The organism is Magnetovibrio sp. (assembly GCF_036568125.1).
GTDB lineage: Bacteria > Pseudomonadota > Alphaproteobacteria > Rhodospirillales > Magnetovibrionaceae > Magnetovibrio.
This window is the reverse complement of sequence record NZ_DATCTF010000013.1, coordinates 103,533-121,698: the sequence shown is the minus strand read 5'-3', so window position 1 is coordinate 121,698 and position 18,166 is coordinate 103,533. Positions and strand designations below refer to the sequence as shown.

General features: G+C 60.1%; 14 protein-coding genes. 9 read left to right on the top strand and 5 right to left on the bottom strand.

The features are described from left to right. Positions 1-38 precede the first annotated feature (38 nt). The 4 genes from VIN96_RS11195 to VIN96_RS11180 form a co-directional block, all read right to left on the bottom strand. Positions 39-581, bottom strand: a complete 543-nt coding sequence (locus VIN96_RS11195; protein WP_331896247.1) for a hypothetical protein — start codon at positions 579-581, stop codon at positions 39-41. A 200-nt stretch (positions 582-781) separates the two neighbouring features. Further along, entirely contained in the window at positions 782-970 is a 189-nt protein-coding gene (gene traD / locus VIN96_RS11190; protein ID WP_331896245.1) for a conjugal transfer protein TraD, read from the bottom strand. A 160-nt stretch (positions 971-1,130) separates the two neighbouring features. After that, a complete protein-coding gene (locus VIN96_RS11185) occupies positions 1,131-1,979 on the bottom strand; it encodes a prephenate dehydratase (RefSeq protein WP_331896244.1) in 849 nt (282 codons plus the stop codon). A gap of 19 nt (positions 1,980-1,998) precedes the next feature. Beyond that, complete coding sequence (locus VIN96_RS11180; RefSeq protein WP_331896242.1) at positions 1,999-2,742, bottom strand: 3-deoxy-manno-octulosonate cytidylyltransferase; 744 nt, start codon at positions 2,740-2,742, stop codon at positions 1,999-2,001. A 190-nt stretch (positions 2,743-2,932) separates the two neighbouring features. Between VIN96_RS11180 and VIN96_RS11175 the strand changes: the two genes are divergently transcribed. The 8 genes from VIN96_RS11175 (at position 2,933) to VIN96_RS11140 (ending at position 12,315) form a co-directional block, all read left to right on the top strand. After that, on the top strand, positions 2,933-3,547 hold the full coding sequence (locus VIN96_RS11175) for a cytochrome c family protein (protein ID WP_331896241.1): 615 nt from the start codon (positions 2,933-2,935) through the stop codon (positions 3,545-3,547). A 6-nt stretch (positions 3,548-3,553) separates the two neighbouring features. Continuing rightward, on the top strand, positions 3,554-4,327 hold the full coding sequence (hisN, locus tag VIN96_RS11170; protein WP_331896240.1) for a histidinol-phosphatase: 774 nt from the start codon (positions 3,554-3,556) through the stop codon (positions 4,325-4,327). 26 nt (positions 4,328-4,353) lie between these two features. Beyond that, positions 4,354-5,634: a diguanylate cyclase domain-containing protein gene (locus VIN96_RS11165; protein ID WP_331896239.1), complete on the top strand. Its 1,281-nt coding sequence runs from the start codon at positions 4,354-4,356 to the stop codon at positions 5,632-5,634. An 81-nt stretch (positions 5,635-5,715) separates the two neighbouring features. Beyond that, a complete protein-coding gene (locus VIN96_RS11160; RefSeq protein ID WP_331896238.1) occupies positions 5,716-7,557 on the top strand; it encodes an extracellular solute-binding protein in 1,842 nt (613 codons plus the stop codon). 9 nt (positions 7,558-7,566) lie between these two features. Beyond that, positions 7,567-8,688, top strand: coding sequence for a microcin C ABC transporter permease YejB (locus VIN96_RS11155; RefSeq protein WP_331896236.1), 1,122 nt, complete (start codon positions 7,567-7,569; stop codon positions 8,686-8,688). A gap of 2 nt (positions 8,689-8,690) precedes the next feature. Continuing rightward, positions 8,691-9,764, top strand: coding sequence for an ABC transporter permease (locus tag VIN96_RS11150; protein ID WP_331896235.1), 1,074 nt, complete (start codon positions 8,691-8,693; stop codon positions 9,762-9,764). Further along, positions 9,761-11,386: an ABC transporter ATP-binding protein gene (locus VIN96_RS11145; RefSeq protein ID WP_331896233.1), complete on the top strand. Its 1,626-nt coding sequence runs from the start codon at positions 9,761-9,763 to the stop codon at positions 11,384-11,386. The genes VIN96_RS11150 and VIN96_RS11145 overlap by 4 nt, the downstream gene beginning before the upstream one ends. Then, positions 11,383-12,315, top strand: coding sequence for a glyoxylate/hydroxypyruvate reductase A (locus tag VIN96_RS11140; RefSeq protein WP_331896231.1), 933 nt, complete (start codon positions 11,383-11,385; stop codon positions 12,313-12,315). Before VIN96_RS11145 ends, VIN96_RS11140 begins: the two co-directional genes overlap by 4 nt. 19 nt (positions 12,316-12,334) lie before the next feature. On the opposite strand, the gene VIN96_RS11135 is transcribed toward VIN96_RS11140, so the two are convergent. Then, positions 12,335-13,144: an undecaprenyl-diphosphate phosphatase gene (locus VIN96_RS11135; protein WP_331896229.1), complete on the bottom strand. Its 810-nt coding sequence runs from the start codon at positions 13,142-13,144 to the stop codon at positions 12,335-12,337. A 377-nt stretch (positions 13,145-13,521) separates the two neighbouring features. On the opposite strand from VIN96_RS11135, the gene gltB reads away from it, so the two are divergent. Beyond that, a complete protein-coding gene (gltB, locus tag VIN96_RS11130; RefSeq protein WP_331896227.1) occupies positions 13,522-18,165 on the top strand; it encodes a glutamate synthase large subunit in 4,644 nt (1,547 codons plus the stop codon). Position 18,166 lies beyond the last annotated feature (1 nt).

Sequence of the window (18,166 nt, the reverse complement as noted above, 5' to 3'; positions counted from 1 at the left end):
GCATTGAAAAGTCAGAAGTAAGTTAGGGGAAAGGCGAATCAGTTGACGGCCAAACCGAGACGCGGCTCGACGATGTGAAACACGCCGTCGGCGTATTGGCCGGGCATCAGCGCCAGGATGCTGTCGCGAAATTCGTAACGGCCTTCCCAAACCGGGACGAATCGCAACGTCACGGTACTGCGCGGTTCGATTCGCACGCCGTTGACGCAACCCTTGGCCGGGGTCTTGTCGCCGATCTGCACGCTCTCCAGCGCCACGCCGTGCTTGAACAGGCCGGGCGCCCATATGTCGTGCACCACCGGATCGGCGTTTTCCACCGTCAAGCTATAGGGGCGGCCCTTTTCCAGATACATCACCATCGGACGGAAGTTGTTGTCGACGATGCGCATGCGGTTGGACGGAACCGTGGACCAATCGACGTTTTCAACGATGTCGAGTCGGTCGTTGATGCATTCTTCCAAAAACGCTTCGGAGGTGTTGGTGAGAAAGGTCGTGCAGCCCGACAAAGCCACCGCCGCCAAAACAGACGCCGCCGCAGGCACAGCCGCGACACGCATGGATTTGGCGAGCCGGGAGAGCATAGACATCCCCTCTATCGGCTTGATTTGAAACACGGACTTAGGCACGCAGAATCCCCTACGTTAACGGCGCGTATGCACAGTACCAGCACGGCCCCGCCGATCCAAGACAGAAAACACTGATTTCGTTTAAAATATGCACGGAACCGCACATCGCTCGACGCACGAGATACAGCGCTGCTTGCAAGGTGCGCGGTCCTGCGTCAGGGCTTGCTTTTGCGCGCCGCCAGCACCCGCAAGGCTTCGCGGCCTTTGTTGTGCAGGTCTTCCATCACGCCGTCTTTGCGCATGTGGGCTTTCAGATCCAACAGCGCGCCCAACAGCGTCGCTTCGTCCAGGGCGCTGAAGCCGGTCATGCGCAGGATTTTAAGCGGGTCCTTCGCAGGATCCATGCCTTGAAACGCCAATTTATCAGGCTCACGCCTCAACATCTGCACTGTCCCCGCTTCAATGATGGCCTATAGTCTGGATAGTCTAGCATGTGCGTGGGGATGAGATAAGGCGAAACGCCCCCCCTTTGCAAGACCTAAGGCGCAATCACTTGGTCGACGCTCAGCCCATCTCCGCGCGCACGGACGACGCCGGATAGGTGCCCATGATTTTGACTTCGTGGGTGAAGAAACGCAGTTCGTTGAACGCCAGCTTCATGCTTTCGTCAAAGGGATGGCCTTCGACTTCGGCATAGAACTGGGCGGCCTGAAAGCTGCCGTCGATGATGTAGCTTTCCAACTTGGTCATGTTGATGCCGTTGGTGGCGAAGCCGCCGAGCGCCTTGTAGAGCGCTGCGGGAATGCTTTGCACGCGAAACACGAAGCTGGTCATCACCAAGCCTTCGCCCTGCGGCGGCATGATGGCTTCCTTGGCCATGATGAGAAACCGCGTGGTGTTGTGTTCGGCGTCCTCGATGTTGGCGCGCAGGTCTTCCAGGCCATAGATTTCACCGGCGAGTTTCGAAGCGATCGCGCCTTGGGTTTTGTCGCCCCGCACGCTGATCATGTGCGCAGCGCCCGCCGTGTCGGCATGCACCACCGGCTCCAACTTCAATTCGCGGATGATGCCGCGGCATTGGTTGAGCGCGTGCACGTGACTGTGCACATGGGTCAGATCCTCGATGCGCGCACCCTTGACCGCCAACAGATGATGATCGATGCGCTGAAAATGCTCGCCGATGATGTGCAGGCCGGAATTGGGCAGCAGGTGGTGAATGTCGGCAACACGACCGGCCACCGAATTGTCGATGGGAATCATCGCCAAACGCGCCCGACCGTCACGCACCGCCGAAAAAGCGTCGTCGAAGGTATAGCAAGCGAGCGTCTGCATGTCCGGGAACACGGCGCGGCACGCCATGTCGGAATTGGCCCCAAGTTCGCCTTGAAAAGCGATGGTGTTGTCTGCGCTCATAGCTTGCTCTCTATATACGTTATTGGGCGGCTAAAATCTGCCGGGCCCGCTCCAGGTCGGCGGGAGTATCAACCCCGAACGGAACCGTGTCAACGCGCGCCGCATCGATGCGCATGCCGTTTTCCAAGGCGCGCAATTGCTCCAATTTCTCGCGTTGTTCCAAAATTCCGGGGCTCAAGCCGACGAACCGTTCCAGCGCATTGCGGCGATAGGCGTAGATGCCGATGTGGTGATACAGCGGGCCGTCGCCATGGGGCACGGTGGCGCGGGAAAAATACAGCGCCCGCCCGATGCGCGCGCCATCCTTGAAGCCGACCACGGCCTTGACCACGTTGGGGTTGGTCTTTTCTTCTTCCAACTCGATTTCGGCCACCAAGGTCGCGATATCGACATCCGCGTCGTCCAGCGGGCTGAGCGCGGCGCGCACCACGGCGGGATCGAGCACCGGCAGGTCGCCTTGCAGATTGACGATGGCATCGAAGTTGCCAGTGGGGTCGCATGTTTGCAGTGCCTCGAAAATACGGTCCGAACCCGACGGGTGGTTGGGGTCCGTCAACACCGCCCGCCCGCCTACCGCCTCGACCGCATCCTTGATTTCGCGTTCCGCGCACGCCACGACCACGGGGCCGATGGCGGCTTCCTCGGCACGCTTGAGAACTTGCACGATCATCGGCAACCCGGCGATGTCGGCCAGCGGTTTGCCGGGCAGGCGCGTCGACGCCATCCGCGCGGGAACGATCACAATGGGGTTCAATTTGGACATCTGCGAGACCTCAAGGATTGTCAAACTGCCGTCACGAGACCATATAGCTTACGCATATTCAAGGCCTTGGCACCATTGATGTTGATGCGGTCTTGTGGTTAAAGTCGCACATCGGCGCATCCGGGCAACTTACAGGCGTGCGGCGATGGGACACGGGTCGTTACAGCAGATAAAAAAAGCGGGCTTTCTCATGATCAAAAACGTTCTCGGCGCCATCCTGTTCACCCTCGCGGTGTTCGCGTTTGTCAATTACGTCGGCGACATGGCGATTCCCAAGCACGGCACCTCGGAGCCGCAGGTCGCCGAAGAGACGACGGAGCCCGCAATGGAGCCAGCCCCAGAACCTGCACCTGCTCCCGAACCAACACCGGAACCGGCTGCAGAACCCGCGCCTGCCCCTGCAGCAGAGCCGGTTGCCGAAGCTACGCCCGAGCCCGCCCCTGCGCCCGCACCAACCGAGCCGGTCGCCGAAATCGCGGCGGTGGCGGCGGGTGGCGACGCGGAAAGCGGCAAAAGCCTGTTTCGCAAAAAATGTATGAGCTGCCACACCTTCGACAAAGGCGGCAAGGACCGCACCGGCCCCAATCTGTGGGGCATCGTCGGGCGCAACAAAGCGGCTTCTGAAACCTTCCGTTATTCCAAGACCCTGACGATGTTCGGCGGCACCTGGACAGAAGCCGAAATCAATTCGTTCATCGCCGGACCGCGGACCTTTGTGCCGGACACCAAAATGACCTTTGCCGGATTGAAGGACGCCAAAGACCGTGCCAATGTGTTGGCATTCCTCAAAACCCTCGCGGATTGACGCATTATGGCCGCCATGCAGAACTTCATCGACTTGGCCGTGGTGCTCGCCAATGCCGCGCGCCCGGAGATCATGAGCCGCTTTCGCACCGGCATCGCCGTCGACGCGAAATCGGACGCCTCGCCGGTCACCGAAGCCGACCGTAGCGCCGAACGGGTGATGCGCAAGATCATCACCGATACGTATCCCGACCACGGCATCTTGGGCGAAGAATACGGCAGCGAAAACGTCGACGCCGAATTCGTCTGGGTTCTCGACCCCATCGACGGCACCAATTCGTTCGTCACCGGCAAGCCGCTGTTCGGCACCCTGATCGCGCTGTGCCAAAACGGCAAACCCATCGTCGGCGTGATCGATGCGCCCGGCATGGACGAGCGCTGGGTCGGTGCGCAAGGCTATCCCACCACGCTGAACGGCAAGGTCATCAAAACCCGCACGGGCACCGCCCTGGACACCGCCTGGCTCTATGCCACCACGCCGGCAATGTTTTCCGGCGCCAACCAAGAGGCCTTCGAACGTTTGTCCAAGGCGGCATGGCGCACGGTTTACGGCGGCGACTGCTACGCTTACGGCCTGCTCGCGGCCGGTCATGTCGATCTGGTCTGCGAAGCCAGCCTCGGCACATACGATTTCGCTGCCCTGGCGCCTGTGATCGAAGGCGCCGGCGGCATCATCACCGACTGGGATGGCGCCCCGGTCACGCTTCAATCAGACGGTCGCGTGCTCGCGGCGGGAGACAAAAACACACACTCGGCGGCCCTTAAACAGCTTCAAAGCTAATCGCAACTCCCCAAAGGGAGAAATGAGTGAACGACACAACACGGAACGACTGCGATTCCGAACTTCTGCGCGCCATTTCCAATTTGGTGGCCGTGCTGAAAGACGGTCGCCTGACCTACATCAATCCCGCCGGCGTCGACATGCTCGGCGCGAGTGATGAAAACGCCGTGCTCGGACATGGGCTGGCGGAGTTTATCCACGCCGACTACGCCGACTTGATCGCGCTGGGCATAGACGCGTTCGCCGAGGAAGAGGCGGGTGTGCCGCTGAAGCTGCGTCCGTTGAACGCCGTCCCCATCGACGTGTTGATGCGGGTGCGCGCACTCGAGAGCCAAGCCAAAAGCTACATGGTCGAATGCCGCGATATCAGCAATTACATCCGTGCGTCTGAAGACGCCCGCAAGCGCGAGCAACGCCTCGCCAACGTGCTCGGCACGGTGCGCGACGCCATCATCACCATCGACCAAAAAGGCAACGTACAATCGATCAACGCCGCGGGTGAGCGCTTGTTCGGTTATCCCAGAACTCATGTTTTGGGACAAAACATCAAAATGCTGATGCCCAAACAATACGCCGACCATCACGACAATTACCTGGATCGTTACGTCAAAACCGGCGAGGGCGAGATCATAAATTCGGCGATGGAATTCGAAGGCCAGCATGCCAACGGCGCAGTTTTCCCCATTGAGCTTTCGGTCACAGAAATGATGGAAGGCAATCAACGCCTGTTCACCGGGGTGGTCCGCGACATCACCGAGCGCAAAAAAGCGCTCGATAAAATTCATTATCTCGCCCACCACGACGCCCTGACCAAACTGCCCAACCGCAATCTGTACATCGAGCGCGTCGAACGCGCGATTTATCGATCCGAGCGCTCCAACAAGCCATTGGCCTTGATGTTCGTGGATTTGGACAAGTTCAAGCCCATCAACGACGAACTGGGCCATGAAGCGGGCGATGCGGTGCTCAAAACCGTGGCGGAACGAATGTTGTCTTGTGTGCGTCAATCGGACACCGTGGCACGCTTCGGTGGCGATGAGTTTGTCGCCATCTTGGAAAACCTCGACCATCCCGACAGCGCCGCAGTGGTCGCGAAAAAGGTCATCTCCAAGCTGACCGAAAACATCGAAGTGCCGGGCGGCCAACACGCCGTGGTGGGCGCATCCATCGGCATCAGCGTGTTCCCCGAGGACGGCAAGACCATGGACGAGCTGGCCCGCGCCGCCGACGAGGCCATGTACGCGGTCAAGGAAGAAGGCCGTAACAACTACAAATTCTACAAAGATCTCAAAGGCAAAGGGCGCTAAATGCCAACATGTCCTTGATCCGGCCACAATCAACGTGCACATTCAAAAGCGATTTAGGCCAAGCCGTTAACGGGGACCTCCATGCCAAGCTTGAAGAGCGCTTTCTGTGCAACCGCCGCCGTGTTGAGTGTCGTATTCTCAATGCCATCGACGTGGGCGGCTGACATCGCACCCATCCACGCCATCGCCATGCACGGCGCGCCGAAATACGGCCCCGACTTCAAGCACTTCGACTACGTCAATCCGAACGCTCCTAAGGGCGGTTCGATCCGCTACGGCGGGCTGGGCAGCTTCGACAGTTTCAACGGCTTCATTTCCAAAGGCGAGGTCGCGGACGGCATCGGTTCTTTGTACGATTCATTGCTGACCTCTTCGGCCGACGAAGCCTTCACCGAATACGGTTTGCTGGCCGAAAGCGTCGAAGTTCCCGAAGATCGCTCCTGGATCGTCTTCCACATGCGTCCCGAGGCCAAATGGCACGACGGTCAGCCGATCACCGCCGAAGACGTCAAATGGACGTTCGAAACCCTGATCGAAAAGGGCGCGCCGTCGTACCGCTTTTATTACGCCGATGTGGACAAGGTCGACGTGATCGACCCGTTGAGCGTCAAATTCACCTTCAAGACCAAGGAAAATCGTGAACTGCCCTTGATCATCGGGCAAATGGCGGTGCTGCCCAAGCACTATTGGGCGACGCGCGATTTCGAAAAAACCTCGCTGGAGCCGCCGCTGGGTTCCGGCCCCTACAAGCTCACCGCCTTCGACGTCGGACGGTCCGTCACCTACACACGCGTCGAAGACTATTGGGGGCGGAATTTGCCGGTCAACGTCGGACACAACAATTTCAACGAAATCCGCTACGAATATTTCCGCGATGCCAGCGTTTCGGTCGAAGCGTTCAAGGGCGGCGCGATCGATTTTCGCAGCGAAAACACCTCGAAAATCTGGGCCACCTCTTATGACATGCCCGAAGTCGCGAACGGCCTGATTGTCAAGGAAGAGGTCGGCCACGAACGTCCCCAAGGCATGCAGGGCTTCGTGCCCAACACGCGGCGCGCCATTTTCAAAGATGCCCGAGTGCGCCAAGCACTGAGCTACGCGTTCGATTTCGAATGGGCCAACAAGAACCTGTTTTACGGCCAATACACCCGCAGCCGCAGCTTCTTCGACAATTCCGAACTGGCCGCCACCGGCTTGCCCAGCGCGGACGAATTGAAAATTCTCGAACCCTACCGCGGGCTCATCCCCGATGAAGTGTTCACCACCGAATTCCACCCCCCGGCCACTCAAGGCGACGGCCGCATCCGCGACAATCTCAGGCAGGCCGACCGCCTACTCAAGGAAGCGGGCTGGGAGATCAAGGACAAGCAGCGCGTCAACACCGCCACCGGCGAGGTTATGGAATTCGAGGTGCTGTTGATCCAGCCCGAATTCGAACGCGTGGTGCTGCCGTTCGCCAAGAATCTCGAACGCCTCGGCGTCAAGGCCCGGGTGCGCACCATCGACACCGCTCAATACATCGAGCGCATCCGCAGCTTCGATTTCGACATCGTGGTCAGCAGTTGGGGACAATCCATGTCGCCGGGTAACGAACAGCGCGGCTTTTGGGGCACCGCCGCCGCCGACACCCCCGGCAGCCGCAACCTCATCGGCATCAAGGATCCGGTGATCGATGCGTTGATCGACGGGATCATTTCCGCCGGCACCCGCGAAGATCTGGTGACCCGCGTGCATGCCCTGGACCGGGTGCTGCAATGGGGCCACTACGTGGTGCCGCACTGGCACATCCCTTATGATCGCCTGATTTACTGGAACAAGTTCACCCGCCCCGACATCGTGCCGATGCAAGGCACGCAAATCGGCACGTGGTGGTACGACGAGGCCAAGGCCGCGAAGCTGGCCGCCGCGCAAGGCAAGAAGTAAACAGCCGTCATGTTCGCATACATCCTCCGCCGCCTGGCCCTGATCATTCCGACCCTATTTGGGATCATGGTCATCAACTTCGCGGTCATCCAAGCCGCGCCCGGCGGTCCGGTGGAACAGATGATTGCCCAGATCCAAGGCCTCGACGTCGGCGCGACGGCGCGCATCGCCGGGTCCAACGGCGGCGAAGTCGGCAGCGGCAGCGGCGGCGGCGGAAGCAAAACCACATCTCAAGGCGGCGGGCAGAGCAAGTACCGCGGCGCGCAAGGTCTGGACCCGGAATTCATCGCTGAAATCGAAAAAATGTACGGCTTCGACAAGCCCGCGCACGAACGCTTTTGGATGATGATGAAGAACTACGCCACCTTCGATTTCGGCGAAAGCTATTTCCGCGACCGCAAGGTGGTGGATCTGGTGCTCGACAAAATGCCGGTATCGATTTCGCTGGGACTATGGACCACGCTGCTGGTGTATCTGATTTCGATCCCGTTGGGCATCTTGAAAGCGGTCAAGGACGGCTCGCGCTTCGACATCGCGACCTCGTCGGTGGTGATCGTCGGCAACGCCATCCCCAGCTTTCTGTTCGCCATCTTGCTGATCATCTTGTTCGCGGGCGGTCGCTATTTCGATTGGTTTCCGTTGCGCGGACTGACGTCGGACAATTGGTCGGATTTGAGCACGTTCGGTAAAATCACTGACTATTTATGGCACATGGTGTTGCCGGTCGGCGCATTGGTGATCGGCGGGTTCGCCAGCCTGACCATGCTGACCAAGAACTCGTACCTGGAAGAGATCAACAAACAATACGTCATGACCGCGCGCGCCAAGGGCCTGACGGAAAGCCGGGTCATGTACGGGCACGTGTTTCGCAACGCCATGCTGATCGTGATTGCCGGATTTCCCGGCGCGTTCATCGGCATTCTGTTCACCGGGTCGTTGCTGATCGAGGTGATCTTTTCGCTCGACGGGCTGGGCCTGCTGGGCTTTGAGGCCGCCATCAAACGCGATTATCCGGTGATGTTCGCGACGGTTTATTTCTTCACCCTGCTGGGCCTGATCATGAGCTTGATCGGCGACATCATGTATCACGTTGTCGACCCACGCATCGATTTCGAAAAGATGGAGCGCTAACCATGCCGCCCATCGTCCCTCACAGCTCAACGCCCCGGTTCCTCGGCATGACCATTTCGCCCATCAACCGGCGGCGCATCGACAACTTCAAGGCCAACCGTCGCGGCTATTGGTCGCTGTGGATCTTTCTGTTCCTGTTCGTCACCAGCCTGTTCGCCGAATTGATCGCCAACGACCGGCCCATTTTGGTCAGCTATGCGGGCGAGCTGTATGTGCCTATCGTCATGGATTATCCCGAAACCACCTTCGGCGGTTTTTTGGAAACGCCAACCGAATATTCCGATCTGGAAGTCCAAGACATGATCAACGAACAGGGCTGGATCGTGTGGCCGTTGATCCGCTTTTCGTACGATTCGGTCAACTACGCGCTGACCCAACCCGCGCCGAGCCCGCCCGACGCGGTCAACTATCTGGGCACCGACGACCAAGGCCGCGACGTGGCGGCGCGTTTGATCTACGGCTTTCGCATCTCAATCCTGTTCGGCCTAACGCTGACCATCGTCAGTTCCGCCATCGGCATCGCGGCGGGCGCGGTGCAGGGCTATTTCGGCGGGCTGACGGATTTGCTGTTTCAGCGTTTCATCGAAATTTGGTCGGGCCTGCCGATGCTCTATCTGCTGATCATCATGGCGTCGATCATCGAACCGAATTTCTGGTGGCTGCTGGGCTTGATGTTGCTGTTCAGCTGGATGAGTCTGGTCGGCGTGGTGCGCGCCGAATTCTATAAAACCCGCAGCCTCGATTACGTGCGTGCCGCCCGTGCCTTAGGCGTCGACAACATCACCATCATGTTTCGTCACATCCTGCCCAACGCCATGGTCGCGACCATCACGTTTTTGCCGTTCATCACCTCCTCATCGGTGACCATCCTCACCGCGTTGGACTTCATGGGGTTCGGCTTGCCACCGGGCTCGGCGTCGTTGGGCGAGCTGCTGGCCCAAGGTAAAGCCAACCTGCACGCGCCGTGGTTGGGGCTGACGGCGTTTTTCGTCGTTTCGATCATGCTGACGCTGTTGGTGTTCATCGGCGAAGCGGTGCGCGACGCTTTCGATCCGCGAAAGGTGTTCCGCTCATGAGCCGCCTTTTGGATGTCCAAGACCTCTCGGTCACCTTCGGCGATGGCCGCCACGCGGTCCAGGCCGTCAAGGGTGTGTCGTTTCACGTCGAAAAGGGCGAGACCGTGGCCTTGGTCGGCGAAAGCGGATCGGGCAAATCGGTCAGCGCACTGTCGGTCATGCAGCTGTTGCCGTATCCGTTGGCCAAGCACCCCAGCGGATCGGTCAAATTTCGCGGTCAAGAATTGATGGGCGCGCCCAAGGCGGTGATGCGCGGTTTGCGCGGCGAAGACATCTCGATGGTGTTTCAAGAACCGCTCACCAGCCTCAACCCGCTGCACCCCATCGGCCAGCAAATCGCGGAAATCATCACCACCCACCATGCGCGCAGCAAAACCCAAGTGCGCACACGGGTCGAAGAGTTGATGAACTTGGTCGGGCTGGAAGCTCAGATCCCGCGCCTCGGCAATCTGCCCCACGAATTTTCCGGCGGCCAGCAACAACGCATCATGATCGCCATGGCGTTGGCCAACGAACCCGACCTGTTGATCGCCGACGAGCCCACCACCGCCGTCGACGTCACCATTCAGGCGCAGTTGCTCAAACTGCTCTCCGATCTACAGGCCAAGATGGGTTTGGGCATTTTGTTCATCACCCACGATCTCGGCATCGTGCGGCGCATCGCCGACCGCGCCTACGTGATGCAAAACGGCCTACTGGTCGAACACGGCGCGACCCGAGACGTGTTCGAAACCCCCCAGCATCCCTATACCCAGCACCTGCTGGGATCGGAACCCAAAGGCCGCCCCGAACCGGCCGACGCCAACGCGGCGCAAATCATGATCGCCACCGACCTCAAGGTATGGTTTCCGATCAAGCAAGGCTTCATCCGCCGCACCGTCGATCACATCAAAGCGGTCGACGGCGTCACGCTTACGGTCAAGCGCGGCCAGACGCTCGGCATCGTCGGCGAAAGCGGGTCGGGCAAATCGACCTTGGCGCGGGCGTTGCTGCGCTTGGAACGCTCATCCGGGGCGATCACGTTCAAGGACCAAAATCTGCACGGTCTCAGCGGCAAGGCCGTACGGCCGCTGCGCCGCCAGATGCAGATCGTGTTTCAAGACCCGTTCGGCAGCCTCAGCCCGCGCATGTCGGTGGCGCAAATCATCGGCGAGGGGCTGGAAGTCCACGGCTTGGCCAAGACGGTCGCCGAGCGCCGCGCCCTGGTCGCCGACGTGCTTGACGAAGTGGGACTGAGTTCCGACATGATGGACCGCTATCCGCACGAATTTTCCGGAGGCCAGCGCCAGCGCATCTCCATCGCCCGTGCGTTGGTGCTTAAGCCCGAACTGATCGCGTTGGACGAACCGACCAGCGCGCTGGACGTTTCGGTCCAGGCGCAAATCGTCGAACTGCTGCGCGATCTGCAGAAAAAGCACGATCTCGCCTACCTGTTCATCAGTCACGATTTGAAAGTCGTGCGCGCCCTGGCCCACGACGTGATGGTGATGCAAAAAGGCCGCGTGGTCGAACAAGGACCGGCCGACGAGGTGTTCGACAACCCCAAGCAGGCCTACACCCAGGCGCTGATGAACGCGGCCTTCAACATCGAAGCCGACGATAGCGGCGTGGTATCCTTATGAAGATTGTTTTCATCAGCCCCGACGATTTCGCGCCATGGCGCAAACCATTGCGCCTCAATATCCCCGAAGCCGACGTGTTCGCGTGGGGCGTGGACAGCATCGATGAGAACGAAATCGACTACGCATTGGTGTGGAAGCCCGCGCCGGGCTTGTTGGCGCGCTTTCGCAACTTGAAAGGCATCATCAACTTGGGCGCCGGCGTCGATGCATTGCTGCAAGATCACACCCTGCCCCAGGCCGTGCCCTTGGTGCGGCTGGTGGACGAGCGCCTGACCAGCGGCATGGTCGAATACATGGTCCATTGGGTTTTGCATTTTCACCGCGACCTACACGTCTACGCCCGCCAGCAGCGCGCCCGCGTCTGGACCCAGCACGACAACGCCGATACGCAAAAGCGCCGCGTCGGTATTTTGGGCCTCGGCGAATTGGGCCAAGGCTGTGCCCATGCGTTGTTGATGTTGGGGTTTGAAAGCCTCAGCGGTTGGAGCCGCACGCCGAAGGATCTGCCGGGCGTTCGAAGCTTCGCCGGCGAAGACGGCTTGAAGCCGTTTTTACGCCAGTGCGAGATCTTGCTGTGCCTGTTGCCCCACACCGCCGCCACCCAAGGTTTGCTCAACGCCGAAACCTTGGCCGAATTACCCCAGGGCGCGTTCATCGTCAACGCCGGGCGCGGTGGATTGGTGGTCGACGACGATCTGATCGCGGCACTTGAAAGCGGCCATATCGCGGCTGCGGCGCTGGATGTGTTCAACACCGAACCGTTGCCGGACGATCATCCATACTGGGCTATGGATAATGTCTTCGTCACCCCGCACATCGCCAGCCTGACCACGCCGATGTCGTCGAGCGAAATCATCGCCAAAACGATCCGCGCGCTCGAAAACGGCGAAGCACCGGACAATCTGGTGGATTTCGACCAGGGGTATTAGACGGAGGTATTGTCGGGGACTACGAGATAAAACCGTATGAAATCGCCAACAGCAGCGCACCCAAAGCCAAACGATAGATCACGAACGGCGTGAAACTGGCGTGTTTGAGCCACGCCATCATCAACGCAATGGCGACCAGCGCCGAGATAAAGGCGAACGCGACCCCGGCGAGCGCTGCGTCAATCTGCACCGGATCACCGATTTTATAGAGCTCCAGCCCCATCAAGGTGCCCGCGCCGACGATGGCGGGAATCGACAGCAGCATAGAAAACCGTGCGCTGTCGCGCCGTTCCATGCCCAGCAAGCGCGCCGTGGTCATGGTGATGCCACTGCGCGAGGTACCGGGAATCAGCGCCAAGCACTGCGACACGCCGATGATGGCGACGTCAAAAAGTTTGAGGTGTTCCATGCGCCTGAGCGTCACACTGAAACGATCCACCAGCCACAACAAAACACCGAAGCCCAGGGTCGCCCAGCCGATGACCTCGATGGAGCGAATGCCGCCGGGAACGTATTTTTTCATCAACAATCCCGCCGCGATCACCGGCAAGGTGCCAAGCACCAGATAAAAAGCCAGCTTTACGCCATCGTTCATGCCTTTGCCTTGCACAAACCGCCACAGTCCACCGAGCATGGCGGCGATATCGCGCCACAGGTACGCCATCACCGCCCCCAAGGTGCCGACATGCACGGCGACGTCGAGGATCAAACCCTGGTCCGGCCAACCGGCGAGCCACGGCACCAAAACCAAATGACCGCTGGAGCTGATGGGGAGAAATTCGGTCACGCCCTGAACGAGCGCCAAAATGACAATATGCAGGATAGGCACGGCAGGTATCAGCCTTTTTTCGATGAGCTGGCGCGACTGTACCCCACCCGTCGCACGGCGCAAAGACCTGAATCCGCACCGCTTTTTTGTTGCACGACATATTGCGCCGCAGCACCGGAAAAGTCCCGCTTCGAGACAGTCTCGAATCAAGCCGGACCATTATCCTTTGAGTGTTTCAAAGTGTTTCAAAAAATATTGCGTTGGGGTTCCCTTTTGCTGTGAGTTCTAGTAATGTCGCGCCTCCAAAGTTTCACACACTATGCACATTGGCGTTGGCCGCGCCGGGGAACACCGGCGGCGGACGCGACACTAACGCCTTGAAACATAAAGCTTTTTACAAGCCGCGGATGTGCGGCTGGCCAAGACTGGAAGCGACCATGAAAGCAAGCGGACTGCCCGAAAAGCAGGGCCTTTACGACCCCAGCAACGAGCATGACAACTGTGGCGTTGGATTCATTTGCAACATTAAGAACCAAAAGAGCCACGAGATCGTCCGTCAGGGTTTGCAGATTCTGGTGAACCTGGACCACCGTGGCGCCGTGGGCGCGGACCCGCTGGCTGGCGACGGCGCGGGCATCATCATGCAGATTCCGCACGATATGCTGAGCGAAGAGTGCGCCAAGCTGGGTTTTGAGCTGCCCGCCGTGGGCGAATACGCCGTGGGTCAGGTGTTCCTGCCCCAAGACGAAGCCATGCGCGCCGCGTGTGTCAAAGCGTTCGAAACCGTCACCGCCGCCGAAGGCCAGGAGCTGCTCGGCTGGCGCGACGTGCCGGTGGACAATTCGTGCCTGGGCGAAAGCGTCAAGGCCGACGAACCCGTGACGCGCCAGATCTTTATCAAGAAGGGAGCGGGCACCCCCGATCAAGCGGCGTTCGAACGCAAACTGTTCGTGATCCGCAAACAGGCCCATCACGCCATTTGGGACGAAGCGGGCGACCGCGCCGGGTTCTACACGCCGTCGCTGTCGACGCACACCATCGTTTATAAAGGCATGGTGCTGTCGGGCAACTTGGCGAACTACTTCCTCGACCTCAAGGACGAGCGCACAACCTCGGCGTTGGCGTTGGTGCATCAACGCTTCTCGACCAACACCTTCCCCAGCTGGGAACTGGCGCAGCCGTTCCGCTATTTGTGCCACAACGGTGAAATCAACACCGTACGCGGCAACATCAACTGGATGGCGGCGCGCAAGGCGACCATGAGCTCCGCCGTGCTGGGCGACGACCTGGATAAGCTGTGGCCGCTGATTGGCGACGGCGCATCCGATTCCGCGACGTTCGACAACGCGCTGGAACTGTTGGTCGCGGGCGGCTATTCGCTGGCCCATGCGATGATGATGATGATTCCGGAAGCCTGGGATTCCAACCCGCTGATGGATGACGACCGCCGCGCATTCTACGAATATCACGCCGCCTTGATGGAACCGTGGGACGGCCCCGCTGCGGTGTGCTTCACCGACGGCCGCCAGATCGGCGCGACGCTGGACCGCAACGGTTTGCGTCCGGCGCGTTACGTCGTCACCGATGACGATTTCGTCATCATGGGCTCGGAAGTCGGCGTGCTGCCGATCCCCGAAAGCAAGATCGTCAAAAAGTGGCGCCTGCAGCCGGGTAAGATGTTCCTGATCGACCTGGAACAGGGCCGCATCATCGACGACGAAGAAATCAAATCCGATTTGGCCAAAGCCAAGCCCTATCAGGACTGGCTCGACCAGACCCAGATTCACGTCGAAGACCTGCCTCAAGAGCACCCGGCCATGGCGCCCGATCACGACACCATGCTCGATGCTCAGCAGGCGTTCGGCTATACCCAGGAAGATCTCAAGCACTTCATCAAACCGATGGCGCTGACGGGCCAAGACCCGATCGGTTCCATGGGCCGCGACACGCCGTTGGCGGTGCTCTCGGATCGTCCGAAGATGCTCTACGATTATTTCGCCCAGAACTTCGCCCAGGTCACCAACCCGCCGATCGATCCGATCCGCGAAGAATTGGTGATGAGCCTGGTGAGCCTGATCGGTCCGCGCCCGAACCTGTTGGCGCCGGACGACGCCGGCACGCGCAAGCGCCTGGAAGTGCGCCAGCCGATCCTGTCGAACCTGGATCTGGAAAAAATCCGCCACATCGAAAACCATGTGGACCGCGCCTTCAACGCCTACACCCTGGACATGGTCTATCCCGCCGACCAGGGCGCTGCGGGCATGGAAGCGGCGCTGGAAAATCTCTTCGCCAAGGCCGAAGAGGTCGTGCGCGGCGGCTACAACATCATCATCCTGTCGGATCGCGGCGTCGACGTCGATCATATCGCGATTCCGGCCTTGCTGGCGACCGCAGGCGTGCATCATCACCTGATCCGCACCGGATTGCGCACCTCGGCGGGCTTGGTCGTGGAAACCGGCGAAGCGCGGCGCGTGCACGATTTCTGCCTGCTGGCGGGTTACGGCGCGGAAGCCATCAACCCCTATCTGGCGTTCGACACCATCACCGATATTGCCGATGAGCTGCCCGACGACCTGAGCGTCGACGAAGCGCACTACCGCTACATCAAGGCGGTTGCCAAGGGCATGCTCAAGGTCTTCTCGAAAATGGGCATCTCGACGTTCCAGTCCTATTGCGGCGCGCAGATTTTCGACGCCGTCGGCCTGAACGAAAGCTTTATCGAGCGCTTCTTCACCAAGACCGCGACCAAGGTCGGCGGCATCGGTTTGGACGAAGTGGCCGAGGAAACGGTGCGTCGTCACCGCGAAGCGTTCGGCGACAGCCCGCTGTACACCAAGCACTTGGATGTCGGCGGCGAACTGGCGTGGCGTCATCGTGGCGAAACCCACTGCTGGTCGCCCGAAACCATTCAATTGCTGCAGCATGCCGTACGCAAGGGCGATCGCGATACTTATCGCAAGTTCGAAAGCGTCATGAACAATCACGACGTCAAGTTCAAGAACTTGCGCGGCCTGTTCAAGCTTAAGGGCACAGGCAAGCCGGTGCCGTTGGACGAGGTCGAGCCGATCGACGCCATCTGTAAGCGTTTCGCTACCGGCGCGATGTCGTTCGGTTCGATTTCCTGGGAAGCGCACACCACGCTGGCGATCGCCATGAACCGTTTGGGCGGCAAGTCCAACACCGGCGAAGGCGGCGAGGAAGCGGTGCGCTACGCGCCGTTGGAAAACGGCGACAGCATGCGCTCGGCCATCAAGCAGGTGGCCTCGGGCCGCTTCGGCGTGACCACCGAATACCTGGTCAACGCCGACGACATCCAGATCAAGATGGCCCAGGGCGCCAAGCCCGGCGAAGGCGGTCAGCTGCCCGGTCACAAGGTCAACGAATGGATCGCGCGGGTGCGTCACTCGACGCCGGGCGTCGGCCTGATTTCACCGCCGCCGCACCACGATATCTATTCGATCGAGGATTTGGCGCAGCTGATTCACGATCTGAAAAACGTCAACCCCAAGGCCCGTATCTCGGTCAAGCTGGTATCCGAAATCGGCGTCGGCACGGTCGCTGCGGGTGTGTCCAAGGCGCATGCCGACCACGTCACCATTTCCGGCTTCGACGGCGGCACCGGCGCGAGTCCGCTGACGTCGACGCAGCACGCGGGCGGTCCGTGGGAAACGGGTCTTGCCGAAACGCACCAGACCTTGGTGATGAACAAGCTGCGCGGCCGTATCTCGGTGCAGGTCGACGGCGGTTTGCGCACGGCGCGCGACGTCGTTGTCGGCGCTTTGTTGGGTGCGGACGAATTTGGTTTCGCCACCGGCGCGTTGATCGCGGCGGGCTGCTTGATGATGCGCAAGTGTCACCTCAACACCTGTCCGGTGGGCATCGCGACGCAGAACGAAAACCTGCGCAAGCTGTTCCCCGGTCAACCGGCACACGTGGTCAACTACTTCACCTTCATGGCCGAAGAAGTCCGCGTGTTGATGGCCGAACTTGGCTTCCGCACCATCAATGAAATGATCGGGCGTTCCGACTTGATCGAAATGAACGAAGCCATCGATCACTGGAAGACCCAGGGTCTCGACTTCTCCGGCATTTTGCACAAGCCCGAAGCGGGCGAAGGCGTCGCCATCCACCATTGCGAGACCCAGGATCACGGTCTCGACAAGGCGCTCGACAACGGTTTTATCGCCCAGGCGCGCGACGCCATCGACGGCGGCAAACCTGTGCGCATCGAAGCCAAGCTGATCAACGTCAACCGCACCGTCGGCGCAATGCTGTCGGGCGAAGTGGCGATGAAACACGGCAAGGCCGGCTTGCCCGACGACACCATCGTCATCGATGCCCACGGCACTGCGGGTCAATCGCTCGGCGCATGGTTGGCCAAGGGCGTGTCCATCGATCTGAAGGGCGATGCCAACGATTACGTCGGCAAGGGTCTGGCTGGCGGACGCATCGTCATCCGGCCGTCCGACGACAGCCCGATCACGCCCCACGACAACATCATCGCCGGCAACACGTGCCTGTATGGTGCAACGTCGGGCGAGGCGTTCTTCCAGGGCGTCGCCGGCGAACGCTTCGCGGTGCGCAACTCCGGCGCGACGACAGTCGTCGAAGGCGTCGGCGACCACGGTTGCGAATACATGACCGGCGGCATCGTCGTGGTTCTGGGCCAGACCGGGCGCAATTTCGCGGCCGGCATGTCGGGCGGCATCGCTTACGTGCTGGACGAAGCAGGCGATTTCGAAACCCGATGCAACCTGGCGCAGGTCGATCTGGAACCCATCGAAGCCGAAGAACGCTTGATGGAAGCCGAAGCCCAAGGCGGCGATCTGGAAACGCATGGCCGCGTCGACATCGAACACGATATGACGCGCTATGACGCACACCGTTTGAAGATGCTGATCGAAAAGCATCATCACTACACCGCCAGCCCGCGCGCCAAGGACATCTTGAACAACTGGGACGCCTACCTGCCCAAGTTCGTCAAGGTGATGCCGGTGGAATACCGCCGCGCGCTGTTGGAAATGCAAGCGAAGAACCGCGCCGCAGAGCATGACGGCGTCAACACTTCGGTGGGGAACTAAG

Excerpts from the sequence above, each read along its gene's own strand:
- VIN96_RS11195 (WP_331896247.1), bottom strand. The coding sequence starts at position 581 with ATGCTCTCCCGGCTCGCCAAATCCATGCGTGTCGCGGCTGTGCCTGCG.
- VIN96_RS11175 (WP_331896241.1), top strand. The coding sequence starts at position 2,933 with ATGATCAAAAACGTTCTCGGCGCCATCCTGTTCACCCTCGCGGTGTTC.
- VIN96_RS11150 (WP_331896235.1), top strand. The coding sequence starts at position 8,691 with ATGCCGCCCATCGTCCCTCACAGCTCAACGCCCCGGTTCCTCGGCATG.
- gltB (WP_331896227.1), top strand. The coding sequence starts at position 13,522 with ATGAAAGCAAGCGGACTGCCCGAAAAGCAGGGCCTTTACGACCCCAGC.
- VIN96_RS11155 (WP_331896236.1), top strand. The coding sequence starts at position 7,567 with ATGTTCGCATACATCCTCCGCCGCCTGGCCCTGATCATTCCGACCCTA.
- VIN96_RS11185 (WP_331896244.1), bottom strand. The coding sequence starts at position 1,979 with ATGAGCGCAGACAACACCATCGCTTTTCAAGGCGAACTTGGGGCCAAT.
- VIN96_RS11180 (WP_331896242.1), bottom strand. The coding sequence starts at position 2,742 with ATGTCCAAATTGAACCCCATTGTGATCGTTCCCGCGCGGATGGCGTCG.
- VIN96_RS11145 (WP_331896233.1), top strand. The coding sequence starts at position 9,761 with ATGAGCCGCCTTTTGGATGTCCAAGACCTCTCGGTCACCTTCGGCGAT.
- hisN (WP_331896240.1), top strand. The coding sequence starts at position 3,554 with ATGGCCGCCATGCAGAACTTCATCGACTTGGCCGTGGTGCTCGCCAAT.
- VIN96_RS11160 (WP_331896238.1), top strand. The coding sequence starts at position 5,716 with ATGCCAAGCTTGAAGAGCGCTTTCTGTGCAACCGCCGCCGTGTTGAGT.
- traD (WP_331896245.1), bottom strand. The coding sequence starts at position 970 with ATGGATCCTGCGAAGGACCCGCTTAAAATCCTGCGCATGACCGGCTTC.
- VIN96_RS11140 (WP_331896231.1), top strand. The coding sequence starts at position 11,383 with ATGAAGATTGTTTTCATCAGCCCCGACGATTTCGCGCCATGGCGCAAA.